The sequence below is a fragment of the Neobacillus sp. GCM10023253 genome (assembly GCF_042653105.1).
GTDB classification, from domain to species: Bacteria; Bacillota; Bacilli; order Bacillales; family Cytobacillaceae; genus Neobacillus; species Neobacillus citreus.
The window spans coordinates 509,179-524,978 of the sequence record NZ_JBHSHV010000012.1 but is presented as its reverse complement, the minus strand read 5'-3'; the positions used below and the strand labels follow the sequence as shown (position 1 = coordinate 524,978).

13 protein-coding genes are annotated in these 15,800 nt (G+C 43.2%); 12 read left to right on the top strand and 1 reads right to left on the bottom strand.

All coding sequences use genetic code 11. The features are described 5' to 3' along the window. The first annotated feature begins 70 nt into the window (after positions 1-70). The 4 genes from clpX to yihA all read left to right on the top strand — a co-directional run bounded on the left by clpX (position 71) and on the right by yihA (position 6,486). Complete coding sequence (gene clpX / locus ACFPA1_RS16740; RefSeq protein WP_213144676.1) at positions 71-1,333, top strand: ATP-dependent protease ATP-binding subunit ClpX; 1,263 nt, start codon at positions 71-73, stop codon at positions 1,331-1,333. Positions 1,334-1,672: 339 nt separating this feature from the next. Then, the gene (gene lonB / locus ACFPA1_RS16735) at positions 1,673-3,340 is read left to right on the top strand and encodes an ATP-dependent protease LonB (protein ID WP_378584223.1); all 1,668 of its coding nucleotides are present in this window, start codon (positions 1,673-1,675) and stop codon (positions 3,338-3,340) included. Between the two features lie 240 nt (positions 3,341-3,580). Continuing rightward, on the top strand, positions 3,581-5,908 hold the full coding sequence (gene lon / locus ACFPA1_RS16730) for an endopeptidase La (protein ID WP_213144678.1): 2,328 nt from the start codon (positions 3,581-3,583) through the stop codon (positions 5,906-5,908). Continuing rightward, entirely contained in the window at positions 5,905-6,486 is a 582-nt protein-coding gene (yihA, locus tag ACFPA1_RS16725) for a ribosome biogenesis GTP-binding protein YihA/YsxC (RefSeq protein WP_213144679.1), read from the top strand. Before lon ends, yihA begins: the two co-directional genes overlap by 4 nt. Before the next feature lie 38 nt (positions 6,487-6,524). On the opposite strand, the gene ACFPA1_RS16720 is transcribed toward yihA, so the two are convergent. After that, complete coding sequence (locus tag ACFPA1_RS16720) at positions 6,525-7,013, bottom strand: LiaF transmembrane domain-containing protein (RefSeq protein ID WP_213144680.1); 489 nt, start codon at positions 7,011-7,013, stop codon at positions 6,525-6,527. 214 nt (positions 7,014-7,227) lie between these two features. Here ACFPA1_RS16720 and hemA point away from each other — a divergent pair, with 214 nt between their 5' ends. The 8 genes from hemA (at position 7,228) to spoVID (ending at position 15,740) form a co-directional block, all read left to right on the top strand. Further along, on the top strand, positions 7,228-8,565 hold the full coding sequence (gene hemA / locus ACFPA1_RS16715) for a glutamyl-tRNA reductase (RefSeq protein WP_378584222.1): 1,338 nt from the start codon (positions 7,228-7,230) through the stop codon (positions 8,563-8,565). 15 nt (positions 8,566-8,580) lie between these two features. Further along, on the top strand, positions 8,581-9,414 hold the full coding sequence (locus ACFPA1_RS16710; RefSeq protein ID WP_378584221.1) for a cytochrome c biogenesis protein: 834 nt from the start codon (positions 8,581-8,583) through the stop codon (positions 9,412-9,414). Positions 9,415-9,428: 14 nt separating this feature from the next. Continuing rightward, positions 9,429-10,364 carry a hydroxymethylbilane synthase gene (gene hemC, locus ACFPA1_RS16705; protein WP_213144683.1) on the top strand — a complete coding sequence of 312 codons (936 nt, stop codon included), beginning with the start codon at positions 9,429-9,431 and terminating at the stop codon, positions 10,362-10,364. Then, a complete protein-coding gene (locus ACFPA1_RS16700; RefSeq protein WP_378584219.1) occupies positions 10,361-11,134 on the top strand; it encodes a uroporphyrinogen-III synthase in 774 nt (257 codons plus the stop codon). Before hemC ends, ACFPA1_RS16700 begins: the two co-directional genes overlap by 4 nt. A gap of 97 nt (positions 11,135-11,231) precedes the next feature. Beyond that, the gene (gene hemB / locus ACFPA1_RS16695) at positions 11,232-12,212 is read left to right on the top strand and encodes a porphobilinogen synthase (RefSeq protein ID WP_213144685.1); all 981 of its coding nucleotides are present in this window, start codon (positions 11,232-11,234) and stop codon (positions 12,210-12,212) included. Positions 12,213-12,236: 24 nt separating this feature from the next. Next, a complete protein-coding gene (gene hemL / locus ACFPA1_RS16690) occupies positions 12,237-13,523 on the top strand; it encodes a glutamate-1-semialdehyde 2,1-aminomutase (protein WP_378584217.1) in 1,287 nt (428 codons plus the stop codon). A 163-nt stretch (positions 13,524-13,686) separates the two neighbouring features. After that, positions 13,687-14,460: a hypothetical protein gene (locus ACFPA1_RS16685; RefSeq protein ID WP_378584215.1), complete on the top strand. Its 774-nt coding sequence runs from the start codon at positions 13,687-13,689 to the stop codon at positions 14,458-14,460. A gap of 146 nt (positions 14,461-14,606) precedes the next feature. After that, positions 14,607-15,740: a stage VI sporulation protein D gene (gene spoVID / locus ACFPA1_RS16680; RefSeq protein WP_213144689.1), complete on the top strand. Its 1,134-nt coding sequence runs from the start codon at positions 14,607-14,609 to the stop codon at positions 15,738-15,740. Positions 15,741-15,800 lie beyond the last annotated feature (60 nt).

Here is a 15,800-nt window from a genome sequence, read left to right as displayed (position 1 = left end):
AAAATCGGATTTGTTTGGAATTTTCGCGAGCTTTAAATAAAGAAATAAGTCGTCTTAAGGGGTGAAAGGGTTGTTTAAATTTAATGATGAAAAAGGACAACTGAAGTGTTCATTCTGTGGAAAAACACAGGATCAAGTCCGCAAGCTTGTTGCCGGACCTGGAGTCTATATATGTGACGAATGTATTGAACTCTGCACAGAGATTGTGGAGGAAGAGCTTGGAACAGAGGAAGAAGTAGAATTTAAAGATGTTCCGAAGCCAAAGGAAATTTGCGAAATCCTTGATGAATATGTAATCGGACAGGATAAAGCAAAGAAAGCATTATCGGTGGCTGTTTATAACCATTACAAGCGGATCAATTCCAACAGCAAAATCGATGATGTCGAGCTTTCAAAAAGTAATATTTGTATGATTGGACCGACTGGTAGCGGTAAAACATTGCTCGCGCAGACATTGGCGCGCATCTTAAATGTGCCGTTTGCGATTGCAGATGCTACATCGCTTACAGAGGCCGGCTACGTTGGTGAAGACGTTGAAAACATCTTATTAAAATTAATCCAAGCTGCTGATTACGATGTAGAGAAGGCAGAAAAAGGGATTATTTATATTGATGAAATTGATAAAATTGCCCGTAAATCTGAAAATCCTTCGATTACCCGTGACGTTTCCGGTGAAGGCGTTCAGCAGGCATTATTGAAAATTCTTGAAGGAACGGTTGCGAGCGTTCCCCCACAAGGCGGAAGAAAGCATCCGCATCAGGAATTTATTCAAATTGATACAACAAACATCTTATTTATCTGCGGTGGAGCCTTTGATGGCATCGAGCCAATCATCAAGCGCCGTTTAGGACAAAAGGTTATCGGCTTTGGCGCTGATCCGAAACAACAACAGGAAATCAGTTCAAAAGAATTGCTTTCCAAGGTTCTTCCTGAAGACCTTTTACGCTTCGGCTTGATTCCTGAATTCATCGGCCGTCTGCCCGTTATTGCTAGCCTAGAGCAGCTTGACGAAGGAGCGTTAATTGAAATTTTAACGAAACCAAAGAATGCTCTTGTAAAGCAATATCAAAAAATGCTTGAAATCGATGATGTCGAGCTTGAGTTTGAAGAAGGAGCACTGCAGGAAATCGCGAAAAAGGCGATTGAGCGTAAAACAGGTGCCCGCGGCTTACGTTCCATCATTGAAGGCATCATGCTTGATGTTATGTTCGACCTTCCATCCCGCGATGATATTACCAAATGTATCATCACGAAGGATACAGTCGCGGACAACAGCGTTCCAAAGCTGATCCTTGAAGATGGTACGGTTGTTAAAGAAGAGAAATCTGCATAATAGGTGAGGACCCGGACTTATTAGTTCGGGTTCTTTTTATTGGGGTTAAGAGTTACTGTCGTATAAACTGTTCCAACTGTCGTATAGGTGCTCGTAACTGTCGGATAACTGGCTCCAACTGTCGCTATGTGTGAAATACTCTCGGATAAGAGCGAATGCTCTCGGATAACAGGAAATACTCTCGCATACCCCCGATTTACTCGCGCGTAACTGGATTTTACTCAAATCTTCATTTTTTCCTCCCCCTTCAGTTTTTTCAATTCATGGTTTATTCCGCCAGCCTGCAGGAAATACTTATTAATATCTACAGGAGTTAATTAGATACTGGAGGGAAACGAAATGAGTTGGACGGGGATCGCCTTATTTATACAATTGTTTTTTGGAATCATCATTGGTCTTTATTTTTGGAATTTGCTCAAGAATCAGCGCACGCAGAAGGTGTCAATTGACCGGGAATCCCGGAAGGAGATGGAGCAGCTTCGCAAAATGAGATCTATTTCATTAACCGAACCGCTTTCAGAAAAAGTGCGTCCGACAAGCTTTCAGGATATTGTCGGCCAAGAGGATGGCATTAAATCTTTAAAAGCGGCTCTTTGTGGACCGAATCCGCAGCATGTGATCATCTACGGACCGCCCGGTGTCGGTAAAACGGCGGCAGCAAGGCTCGTTCTCGAAGAAGCCAAAAAGAATGCAAAGTCACCATTTAAAAAAGATTCCGTTTTTATAGAATTAGATGCTACAACGGCCCGATTTGACGAAAGAGGAATTGCTGACCCACTAATCGGATCAGTTCATGACCCAATCTATCAGGGAGCTGGAGCAATGGGGCAAGCGGGGATTCCGCAGCCAAAACAAGGGGCAGTCACAAATGCTCATGGCGGTGTCCTCTTTATTGATGAAATTGGCGAACTGCACCCGATTCAGATGAATAAGCTGCTCAAGGTCCTCGAGGATCGCAAGGTATATTTGGAAAGTGCTTATTATCACGAGGAAAATACACAAATACCTACCCATATTCATGATATTTTTAAAAATGGACTTCCCGCCGATTTCCGCTTAATCGGGGCGACAACGCGGACACCAAGTGAAATTCCGCCCGCCATCCGGTCGCGCTGCATGGAAGTGTTCTTTCGCGATTTAAACCAAGAGGAAATTGTGAAAGTAGCACGAAAGGCTGCGGAAAAAGTCAATATGGAAATTAATGATACCGGTGTCCATACTCTTTCTACATATGCCAGAAATGGCCGGGAAACCGTCAACATGATTCAGATTGCGGCGGGCCTTGCCATAACCGAAGATCGGCAATATATTAAGGACGAAGATATTGAATGGGTAATTCATTCCAGTCAAATGACGCCGCGCATGGAACGGATGATTAATGATGCTGCGCAAGTCGGGCTTGTTAACGGCTTGGCTGTTTATGGACCAAATTCAGGAGCACTTCTCGAAATTGAAGTGACCGTTATTCCGGCAAAGGAGAAAGGATCCATTAACATTACCGGAATTGTCGAGGAAGAAAGCATTGGCGGACAAGGGAAATCAATCCGCCGTAAAAGTATGGCGCGCGGTTCAATTGAAAATGTCATCACCGTTCTCCGGTCGATGGGTGTTCCGGCGAATGATTATGATATTCATGTCAATTTCCCTGGGGGTGTGCCGATTGATGGTCCGTCCGCAGGTATCGCAATGGCGACAGGGATTTACTCCGCTATTTATAATATTCCAATTGACAACACGGTTGCGATGACAGGTGAAATCAGCATCCATGGAAACGTTAAGCCAATCGGAGGAGTCTATCCAAAGATAAAAGCGGCGAAAAAAGCAGGGGCGAAAACGGTCATTATTCCACAGGAAAATATTCAAACGATATTAAACGAAATAGACGGAATCCGAATTGTGCCCGTTACCCATCTGCACGAAGTTTTTGAGATTGCGTTTGTGAACGAATTTAAGAAGAATCATGCCGTGCCGGCTTCCGTTGAGTTAACAAAAAAAGAATCGATCTAAATTTCCCACTTCGGTTTGTCCTTAAAAGCAAACCGAAGTTTTTATTTGCGAATGCTGTAAATTACTTTTTCATAGCTTATTTTGAAGTAATTTTTTTGGTTAGGGAGAAACTAACGTATATTGAAAAAAGCGCTGTCTATAAAAATAGACACGTTAATTCAAATAAGATAGAATTGTACAAAGACTTATTCTGCATTAGCAGTATAAATTCATGTTTTTTGCATGTGGAGGTGCTGTATTTTGGCGAAAAAGAAAGAATTGATCGTCCCCCTCCTGCCGCTTCGGGGATTGCTCGTATATCCGACCATGGTTCTTCATTTAGATGTGGGCCGTGATAAATCGGTTCAGGCACTCGAAAAAGCGATGGTTGATGACCATATCATTTTTTTAACAACCCAAAAGGATGTTTCCATTGATGAGCCTGCCGAGGAGGATCTTTACCGATTTGGAACGTTAACAAAAGTGAAGCAAATGTTGAAGCTTCCAAACGGTACGATTCGCGTTTTGGTGGAAGGGTTAAGCAGGGCAGAAATCGTAACATTTCACGATGAGGACGATCATTATGCTGTCAGCGTTGTCACCTATGAAGATTCTGACACTAAAGATGTTGAAGACCAGGCTCTAATGAGAACCATGTTGGAATATTTTGAACAATACATAAAATTATCTAAAAAAATCTCGGCGGAGACATTTGCTACTGTTGCCGATATTGAAGAACCCGGAAGAATGGCGGACATTATCGCTTCCCATTTGCCGATCAAGCTGAAGGAGAAACAAGAAATCCTTGAGACAATCGAGATAAAGCAAAGAATGAACCGGGTGATTGACCGAATTTTTAACGAAAAAGAAGTCCTCAATCTTGAAAAGAAAATCGGCCAGCGGGTTAAGCGGTCAATGGAAAGAACGCAAAAGGAATACTATTTGCGCGAACAGATGAAAGCAATCCAGAAGGAATTAGGGGATAAAGAAGGCAAGACTGGCGAAATCGCCGACCTCACCAAGAAAATCGAAGAAGCGGGAATGCCGGAGCACGTTTATAATGCGGCCATGAAGGAACTGGATCGTTATGAAAAAGTGCCGACAAGCTCCGCGGAAAGTGCGGTCATCCGCAATTATATTGAGTGGCTGATTTCCCTGCCATGGTCGAAAAAGACGGAAGACGATATTGACATTCGTCGAGCAGAAAAGATTCTAAATGAAGAACATTACGGGCTTGAAAAGGTAAAGGAGCGAGTACTCGAATATTTGGCTGTTCAGAAATTGACCAATTCCTTGAAAGGGCCGATTCTTTGTCTAGCTGGACCTCCGGGAGTAGGGAAAACAAGCCTTGCCAAATCGATTGCGACCTCACTTAACCGGAATTTTGTCCGTGTTTCGCTCGGGGGCGTCCGTGATGAATCCGAGATTCGCGGCCATCGCAGAACGTACGTTGGCGCGATGCCTGGCCGGATTATTCAGGGAATGAAAAAAGCAGGAACGATTAACCCGGTTTTCTTGCTCGATGAAATTGATAAAATGTCGAGTGATTTCCGCGGCGATCCATCTGCGGCACTTTTAGAGGTATTGGATCCGGAACAAAACCATAATTTCAGCGATCATTATATAGAAGAAACCTACGATTTATCGAAGGTCATGTTTATTGCTACCGCCAATAACCTTAGCACCATCCCAGGACCACTGTTAGACCGGATGGAGATCATTACAATTGCGGGCTATACGGAATTGGAAAAGGTTCATATTACAAGGGACCATTTGCTGCCAAAGCAAATTAAGGAAAATGGACTTTCCAAGAGTACCCTGCAGGTTCGTGACGATGCGATTTTAAAGGTCGTCCGTTACTACACTCGCGAAGCAGGAGTTAGAAGCCTGGAACGCCAGATGGCCACCATCTGCCGGAAAACGGCGAAAATTATTGTTTCTGGAGATAAGAAGCGAGTTGTCATTACGGATAAAAATGTGGAAGAATTTTTAGGAAAACCAAGGTTCCGTTACGGCCAGGCTGAAGCAGAAGACCAGGTAGGAGTAGCGACCGGACTCGCTTACACAACTGTTGGCGGGGACACTCTGCAAATCGAAGTTTCGCTTGCACCTGGTAAAGGCAAGCTTGTTCTGACTGGTAAGCTTGGAGATGTCATGAAGGAATCTGCACAGGCTGCATTCAGTTATGTACGCTCTAAAGCAAAGGAACTTGGCATCGAAGAAGACTTTCACGAGAAACACGATATTCATATTCACGTACCGGAAGGAGCTGTTCCAAAAGACGGTCCATCTGCGGGAATCACCATCGCTACGGCATTGGTATCGGCGCTGACCGGCAGACCAATCCGACGTGAAGTGGGGATGACAGGTGAAATCACCCTCCGAGGCAGAGTCCTCCCGATTGGCGGACTCAAAGAGAAAACGTTAAGTGCTCACCGCGCTGGGCTGACAAAAGTTATTTTACCGAAGGATAATGAAAAGGATATTGATGACATTCCGGAAAGCGTCCGCGGTGAATTGGAATTTGTCCCGGTTTCCCATGTGGATGAAGTATTGAAGCATGCCCTTCGTGAAGGAGAAGCAAGATGAAAGTAACAAGTTCAGATATCGTCATTAGTGCGGTAAAGCCAGAGCAGTACCCTGACACAGATTTGCCAGAGTTTGCTCTGGCCGGCCGCTCGAATGTTGGAAAGTCTTCATTTATTAATAAAATGCTAAATCGTAAGGGACTGGCAAGAATTTCCTCCAAGCCCGGAAAAACACAGACACTTAACTTTTATCTGATAAATGAAATCCTGCATTTTGTGGATGTTCCCGGCTATGGCTACGCAAAGGTTTCAAAAACAGAGCGGGCCGCATGGGGAAGAATGATTGAAACCTATTTTACAACGCGTGAACAATTAAGGGCCGGTGTCCTGATTGTCGACCTAAGACATCCACCGACCGAAGATGATGTGATGATGTACGATTTTTTAAAGCATTATGAAATCCCATGCATAGTCATTGCCACAAAAGCGGATAAAATTCCAAAGGGGAAATGGCAGAAGCATGCCAAGGTTACCCGGGAAACATTAGATCTTGACGAAAACGACCAGATTGTCATTTTCTCTTCTGAAACAGGTGAGGGGAAAGATAAAGCTTGGTCCATACTTGAGAGTTATATGTAGAAACATAAAACGCCCGGCGGGTTTATCACCGCAGGGCGTTATTTTTTCTTTTTAAAAAGGAAGTATATACCAATGAGGATTAGAAGGACAGGCCAAAATTTCCAAACTAGACTCATCCCGTTCTGCAATAATCCGAAATACCCGGCAATCTTATCATAAAAAAGCAGCAATACAGCAACAATAAGAAAAAGGAAGGCTTGAAATAACCCTGATCCTGTTTTTTGAAAACGCAAGAAAAAACCAATTGAAATGATCAGGATTAACATGCCAATCGTATTTTGCGGCCAGAAGGAAACGTGGCCAACCAGATGAAAGTGAAGGCCGAACCCGGTCATAATGACTCCCGGAAGAACTGCTTCGGACTCATTGCCAGAATAGCCTTGGCCTAAAAAGGCAATCCCAACAATGAACATAAGCGTAGGCCAGGTAAAAAATGCAGGGAACAAAGTCATTCCGATTTGCTGTAATAAAAAGTAAGCACCAAAACCGATTAAAATGATTCCAGGAAAAATTCTTTGACTTTTCATTAAAAAACACCACTTCCAGTAAGGTTCACTTGAAACTAGTCTGTTTTTTTGATACTGTACATAAGGAAGTATTCCTATTTAACCAACTTATTCATTTTTCTATATTAACATATAGTGTCGTTTTATGTTCACATTTTTCGTGTTCTGACGGAAAATGTTCATGATATAATCAGTCTAGTTATTACTGTAAACATATTGGGGGTGTCCAAAACAAATGCATATTCTAGCGATCGGTCTAAATTATAAAACTGCCCCTGTTGAAATCCGCGAGCGGTTAACTTTTAATGAAACTGATGTTATGGATGCCGTCAAAAAATTAAGCACAAAGAAAAGCATCCTGGAAAATGTTATTTTATCAACATGTAATCGGACGGAAATCTACGCGGTCGTTGATCAATTGCATACAGGCCGTTACTATATTAAGGAGTTTCTCGCTGATTGGTTCGGAATGGAACAGGCGGAGTTCTCTTCATTTCTTTTTGTTTATGAAGATGATGGTGCGGTCGAGCATCTATTTAATGTAACCTGTGGATTGAATTCCATGGTTTTAGGAGAAACACAAATCCTTGGACAGGTTCGAACAAGCTTTATGAATGCCCAAGAGCATGGGGCAACAGGTTCGGTCTTTAACCATTTGTTTAAGCAAGCCATTACTTTGGCAAAGCGTGCGCATTCTGAGACAGAAATCGGTGCTAACGCTGTATCTGTCAGCTATGCGGCGGTTGAACTGGCCAAGAAAATTTTTGGTTCGCTTGCCAATAAGCATGTGTTGATTTTTGGTGCCGGAAAAATGGGCGAATTAGCTGTTCAAAACCTGCATGGCAATGGTGTAAGAAAAGTTACGGTTATTAACCGGACTTATGAAAAAGCGAAGGATCTTGCCGGCCGTTTCGACGGTGAAGCAAGAACCATCGATGAATTGCAGAAATTGCTTGTCGAGGCCGATATTTTAATCAGCTCAACAGGTGCGAAGGATTTTGTCATTACAAAAGAGTTGATGGCGGCGGTTGAGAAAAAGCGTAAAGGCAAGCCACTGTTTATGGTCGATATTGCCGTGCCGCGTGACTTGGATCCGCAAATAGCAGAACTTGAAAACGTCTTTTTATATGATATTGACGATCTAGAGGGAATTGTTGAGGCCAATCTTCAAGAGCGGAAGAAAGCAGCTGAAAAAATCATGCTGATGATTGAAAAGGAAGCGGTCGATTTCAAACAATGGCTTGGCATGCTTGGTGTCATTCCGGTTATTTCCGCTCTCCGGGAAAAAGCGCTCGCCATTCAAGCTGAAACAATGGAAAGTATTGAACGGAAGCTTCCAAATTTATCTGACCGCGATAAAAAGGTCTTAAACAAGCATACAAAGAGCATCATTAACCAGCTTTTAAAAGATCCAATTTTACAGGCGAAGGAATTGGCGGCAAGACCGGATGCCGAACAGGCAATGGACTTATTCATGAAAATCTTTAATATCGAAGAGCTGGCAAAGGAACATCATTCAAAAACAGCCGAAACGAATAAATTAACGGTTGCAGAAGCACAGGCTTCTTTTTAAATGGGGGCCTCGGCTATGTATGATGTCTTGATGACGAGGCTGCACGAATTTACGGTTGTTCTTTATGCCTTCAGTGTTCTTTTATATTTTTTCGACTTTATTCATCATAACCGGAAGGCAAATCGGATTGCCTTCTGGTTACTTGCATTTGTATGGGTTTCGCAAACTGTATTTCTTTTTTTCTATATGATGAAAACAGGAAGGTTCCCTGTCTTAACCATTTTTGAGGGGCTTTATTTTTACGCCTGGGTATTAATAACATTGTCAATTGTTATAAATCATTTATTACGAGTTGACTTTATTGTGTTTTTTACTAATATCCTTGGCTTTACGGTCATGACGATTCATACGTTTGCACCTATGCAATACCATTCCCATGTCATGGCTAAACAGCTGATATCTGAGCTGCTATTAATTCATATTACAATGGCAATACTGTCATATGGGGCCTTTTCATTATCATTTGTTTTTTCAGTGTTGTACCTACTTCAATATGATTTATTAAAAAGGAAGAAATGGGGTACAAGACTAATCCGTCTTGCCGATTTAGACAAACTTGAAAAATCATCTTACATATTAGCAATAATCGGAGTTCCAATGCTTCTGTTAAGCTTAATCTTGGGCTTGCAATGGGCGTTTCTGAAGCTTCCGGGAATGCCTTGGTATGACATTAAAATTGTCGGTTCCTTTATTTTACTCACAGCGTATAGCATTTATTTATATTTGCGGACAGTGAAAAATCTTTCAGGAAAGAAATTGGCGATTTGGAATGCCGGTTCTTTTCTAATTGTATTAATTAACTTTTTCTTATTTGGGCAACTATCATCATTCCATCTATGGTACTCGTAAATTAGGAGGCAGTCATGAGAAAAATTATCGTAGGATCCAGACGCAGCAAGTTAGCTTTAACACAAACCAATTGGGTGATTGACCAACTGAAAAAAATTGACCCCCGCTTTGAATTCGAGGTCAAGGAAATCGTCACCAAAGGTGATAAAATTCTAGACGTTACCCTTTCCAAGGTCGGCGGTAAAGGTCTTTTTGTAAAAGAAATTGAGCAGGCGATGCTTGATAAAGAGATTGATATGGCCGTCCATAGCATGAAGGATATGCCGGCTGTATTGCCTGAAGGGCTAACTATCGGCTGTATTCCGTTCCGTGAAGACCATCGCGATGCGCTGATTTCCAGGGACCATGTGAAATTAGCTGATTTAAAACCAGGTGCGATTATCGGAACAAGCAGTCTGCGCCGCAGTGCCCAGCTTTTGGCGAAACGCCCTGATTTAGAGATTAAATGGATCCGCGGCAATGTTGATACTAGATTGGCAAAATTGAAGGAAGAAGAGTACGACGCCATCATTTTGGCGGCAGCAGGCCTATCCCGCCTTGGCTGGGCGTCTGATGTCGTCACTGAGTTCTTGGATGCTGATATCTGCATTCCTGCGGTTGGTCAGGGAGCTCTATCTATCGAGTGCCGTGAAGATGACCGTGAACTTCATGAACTGTTTGAAAAATTCACTTGTAAGAAAACTGAAAGAGCAGTTCGGGCAGAGCGTGCCTTCCTGCAAAAAATGGAGGGCGGCTGTCAGGTGCCGATTGCCGGCTTTGCGCGTGTCGAGGATAACGATGAAATTGTCCTAAATGTGCTTGTAGGTTCTCCAGAAGGCCAGGAAATTTTTAAAGAAGAAGTACGCGGGCAAAATCCGGAAGAACTTGGGATTAAGGCGGCAGACCTTTTGATTGAAAAAGGAGCGAAGGATCTGATTGACAGGGTAAAGCGGGAGTTGGAGGGTCAATGAGTCCCTCCCTGCCTTTATTGAATAAAAGGGTACTTGTTCCGCGCGGGGAAGGCCAGGCGAAGTCATTTTCTGAGCTTGTTGAGAGATACGGCGGGATTCCGATTGAAATTCCGCTGATTGCCTTCCGCCCGATTGAAAAAAACCAGCGCCTTCAGGAAAGCCTAAAGGTGCTAGATACATATGACTGGATTATATTTACGAGCAGTGTCACGGTGGAGACGTTTTTTTCGTTTGTTGATCGTGTTGGGGCGGAATTCCCAAGGGTTGCGGTTATCGGCAAAAAAACTGAAAAAGTACTTAAGGAAAGAGGCATCCGGGTAGATTTTGTTCCCTCTGTCTACGTGGCTGAAGAGTTTGTTGAGGAATTTTTGCCTCATGTTGAGCGTGGCTGCCGGGTTTTGCTGCCAAAGGGAAACCTTGCCCGTGAATACATCGCAACTGGTTTACGAAAGGCCGGAGCTGTGGTGGACGAGCTGATTATTTACGAAAACTACATGCCTGAGGAAAGCCGAGAGAAACTTGCGAAGATGCTTTCCGAGCGGGAGTTGGACATCTTAACCTTTACGAGCCCATCGACGGTGGACCACCTGATGGACGTGGTTGGGGAGTATGGGCTGGCCGACCATCTGAATGGGTGTATCATCGCCTGCATCGGACCAGTTACCGAGAAGAGGCTGCTTGAATACGGGCTGCCGATTCATGCCGCTCCTGAGGAGTATACGGTGGATGAGATGGTTAAGAGCGTGATCGGTTTTTTTGGAAAAGATTGATGGCTGATCCGCAAGTTGGGAAGGGCTATCCGCAAGTGGGAGCAAGCCATCCGCAAGTTACATATTAAAATAGCTAAATTTAATGGAGGTATACACAATGGAACTTCAATTTTCACGTCATCGCCGTTTACGTTCAAGCGCCAGCATGCGTGCGCTTGTTAGGGAAAATCATTTAAAGGCGGACGATTTCATTTATCCGCTGTTTATTTATGAAGGGGAAAATATCCGTAATGAGGTATCTTCCATGCCTGGAGTATATCAAGTATCGATGGATCACCTCCATGCAGAAATGGAAGACATCGTCAAACACGGCATCAAGGGCGTTTTATTATTCGGTATTCCGGAGACTAAGGATGAGTGCGGCGGCGGAGCGTACCATGACCACGGTATTGTCCAAGTAGCCACCCGCTATATCAAAGAACACTTCCCGGAAGTGTTAGTTGTTGCAGATACCTGCTTATGCGAATACACAAGCCACGGTCACTGCGGTGTTGTTGAAGGCGAAAAAATCCTTAATGACCAATCATTAGACCTGCTTGTAAAAACAGCCATCGCTCAGGCTAAAGCAGGCGCAGATATCATTGCGCCATCCAACATGATGGATGGTTTCGTGGCTGCGATTCGTGCAGGTTTAGATGAGGCTGGCTATACAGAAATTCCAATCATGTCATACGCTGTTAAATATGCATCTGCATTCTACGGACCGTTCCGTGAAGCGGCTGAAGGTGCACCGCAATTCGGTGACCGCAAGACCTATCAAATGGACCCTGCTAACCGCATGGAAGCATTCAGAGAAGCAGAATCAGATGTGGCGGAAGGGGCAGACTTCTTAATAGTGAAGCCAGGCATGCCATACCTTGATATTGTTCGTGATATTAAAAACAACTTTAATTTGCCGGTCGTTGTTTACAACGTCAGCGGTGAATATGCGATGATCAAAGCGGCTGCGCAAAATGGCTGGGTTGACGAGAAAAAGACTGTTCTTGAAATGTTAATGGGCATGAAGCGCGCAGGTGCGGATTTAATCATTACCTACCATGCCAAAGATGCAATCCGTTGGCTGAAGGAAGAAGAATAATATTTTTTGAAAAGAGGGAAAAGGATGCGTTCGTATACCAAATCGATTGAAGCATTTAAAGAAGCCCAAAAATTGATGCCAGGCGGTGTAAACAGCCCGGTTCGCGCCTTTAAATCCGTAAACATGGACCCGATTTTCATGGAACGCGGCAAAGGTTCGAAAATCTATGATATCGACGGTAATGAATATATTGATTACGTTCTTTCATGGGGACCGCTTATCCTAGGTCATTCCAATGACCAAGTAGTTGAAGCGTTGAAAAAAACTGCCGAGTCAGGAACAAGCTTCGGAGCTCCGACGCTATTGGAAAACAAACTGGCCAAGCTTGTGCAAGACCGCGTACCATCAATTGAAATTATCAGAATGGTCAACTCGGGTACGGAAGCTACGATGAGTGCCTTAAGGTTAGCTCGAGGATTTACAGGCCGCAATAAGATTTTAAAATTCGAGGGCTGTTACCATGGCCATGGTGATTCATTATTAATTAAAGCTGGATCCGGAGTTGCTACACTTGGTTTGCCTGATAGCCCAGGTGTACCTGAAGGTGTTGCTTCCAATACAATCACAGTACAATACAATGACCTTGAAGGCGTAAAATACGCTTTTGAACAATTTGGCGATGATATTGCTTGTATCATTGTTGAACCAGTTGCGGGCAACATGGGACTTGTTCCACCACTACCAGGGTTCTTGCAAGGACTACGTGATATTACCACCCAATACGGAGCTCTTCTAATTTTTGACGAAGTCATGACCGGCTTCAGAGTCGGCTACAATTGTGCTCAAGGTTACTTCGGTATCACTCCGGACTTGACCTGTTTAGGAAAAGTAATCGGCGGCGGGCTTCCTGTCGGCGCCTACGGTGGCCGTGCGGATATTATGGAACGCATTGCACCAAGCGGCCCGATTTACCAGGCAGGTACGTTATCCGGAAATCCGCTTGCGATGACAGCAGGCTATGAAACCTTAAGCCAGTTGATACCAGAGCACTACAATGAGTTTATCCGCAAGGGAGATATCCTAGAAAAAGGTATTAAGGCTGCTGGGGAAAAATATGGAGTTCCAGTTACCTTTAACCGTGCTGGCTCGATGATTGGTTTCTTCTTCACGAATGAAGAGGTCATCAATTATGAAACAGCCAAATCATCCAATTTGGAATTCTTTGCCGAATACTACCGCCAGATGGCCGATCAAGGCGTATTCCTGCCGCCATCTCAGTTTGAGGGATTATTCCTATCAACTGAGCATTCGGATGAGGATATTGAAAAGACGGTTAAGGCTGTTGAGGTTGCTTTTTCGAAGCTTAAATAGAATTTGTTTTTATAAGAAGGCAGTGGATTAAATTTTAAAATTAGTCCACTGCCTTTTTTGTGGTAAAATATGTAACAATATATTATTCTTTTGAAAGGGATTTTATTGGTCTTACAAAAGGTCTTTAATCAAATCGTCGTAGAAAAAGTCGTATGAGAAGCGGGTGCAAAAAATGATAGAATACTATATTGACGGCTCAACCAAGGAACACACCATCGGAGTAGGAATCGTAAGGGTAAACGAATTTGGCTTCATAGAAAAACACCATTTTAAAACTGAGCATATCAACCCTACCTCAAATATAGCAGAAGGCTATGCATTAGAAAAAACAATTGAATTAATAAAAGAAAACGACATCCATAAACATGAAATCATCAACATCTACACCGATAGTCTAAAAATATTTCAAACACTCATGTACAACGAAAACAACGAGTTTACTAGAGGTGATTTTTTTGTCAAACAAGAGTCTAATAGCTACCTCCAACATTTAAGAAGCCTGTACATAGCATTGATATCGAGAAACGCCCAGTATCCTTTATATTACTGCGACAAAACAAAAGCGCCCCGGCCCCTTATTAAAATATTTTTTAAAGACCAAGCAGTAGATAAAAAATATTTACAGGAGGCCCACTCATTAAGCCGGACTTATATTAAGGAAGAACCCGTCCCGATTAAGGTAGAATTTAAAGCGGTTAAAGAGAATACCAAGTGGGTCATAGTAAAGAACAATAAAGATGTTGTCGCGGAAAATAAACGGCCAATAATTGCCCTGTCAGATGCCCTAAAACAGACCGATGCACACACAAAGCAAATCAAATTGTGCCCCCAATTAGAAACTATTTTAAAAAACACAATGAAAAACAAGTTATCTAATGACTCAATGAAATCAGCCATTAAAACAATCGAAGATTATAAATCTTTGATAAACCATTAGAACAATCCAGCTCTCCAATTAGGGGAGTTTATTTTTTTGCCTCTTTTCTGCACAATCCAGCTTTTTTATTCATAAATAAAAATTTCCCCTCATAAAGTGTAAGTGACATAGTGATTTTGCATTAGGAAACGAAAGGAGGAGTCGCTTTGTCTCAGGAGAATCAATCGTACCTAAGATTTTCTGTGGAGGAGTCCCTGTGGTTTAGAAAAGGACAGGAAGTCGAAGAGCTTATTTCCATTTCCTTAGACCCGGATATTACCATCCAGGAAAACGATCAGTACGTCACCATACGCGGTTCGCTGGAGCTTTCCGGCGAATATAAATGCTACAAGGACCAAGAGGAAGGAAATGAAGAGGGTGCTGTCTCACAGAAGTTTGTAGAACGGGTGGCTGAGCGTGAGGAGGGAGTAGCTGAATTTTCACATCGATTCCCGGTTGATATCACGATTCCTAACAATCGAATTCAAAGTGTGTATGATATCGATGTCCTTGTGGAAACGTTTGATTATTCCATGCCTGAGCGCAGCTGCTTAAAGCTGTCAGCAGAGTTGACCATCAGCGGCCTCTATGGAAATGAGCAGCAACAGCAACAGCAGCAGGAGGAAGAGCCTGAACTTGAACTCCTGTACCGAGCCGGAGCCGAGGAAGAGGAGGAAGAATACGAATTCCCTCAACCAACAGCACAAAGCCCGTATCAAAACAATTTCTTATTCCAGACGGAAGCACGTAAACCGCAGGAGGAAGAACAGAGCACAGATGCATTTTCAAAGTTCCCAAACTTTAATTATCAACCTCAGGAACAAACTCAGGAGCAGCAGGAATATCGGCCGCCTTGGCAGTACCAGGAGTATAATGCCGAAGCAAACGAACCTGCATGGCGTTATCAGGAGAGAAAAGAAGAAAAACAGCCTGTAGAGGTTGAAGTTCAGTTTGAGGAAGAAATCATTGTGGAGGAATCCCCAGCAGTAGTCGTGGAATATGAAGAGGAAAGCTCGTCATCTTCATCGTCATCTGAAGAGGAGCCAAAGCATAAGAAGAAGCTGTTTGGTGCCAAGAAGAAATCGATGACCCTGACAGAATTCTTTGCCCGAAAGGACGAAGGTTCTTCGCAAACAAGGTTAAAGGTTTGTATTGTTCAAAGAGGGGATACGGTAGAAAGTTTGTCTAAACGATATGATGTTTCAGTTCAAAATCTCCTTCGTGTTAACAATCTTGAATTGAACCAGGATGTTTATGAAGGTCAAGTATTATATGTTCCGGCAGCCTTTGCCAAAAAATAATCAGACCTTAGAAGGTGAGCGGGTTCGAACGGGGCCTGCTCTGCTTTCTTTTTATGCCCT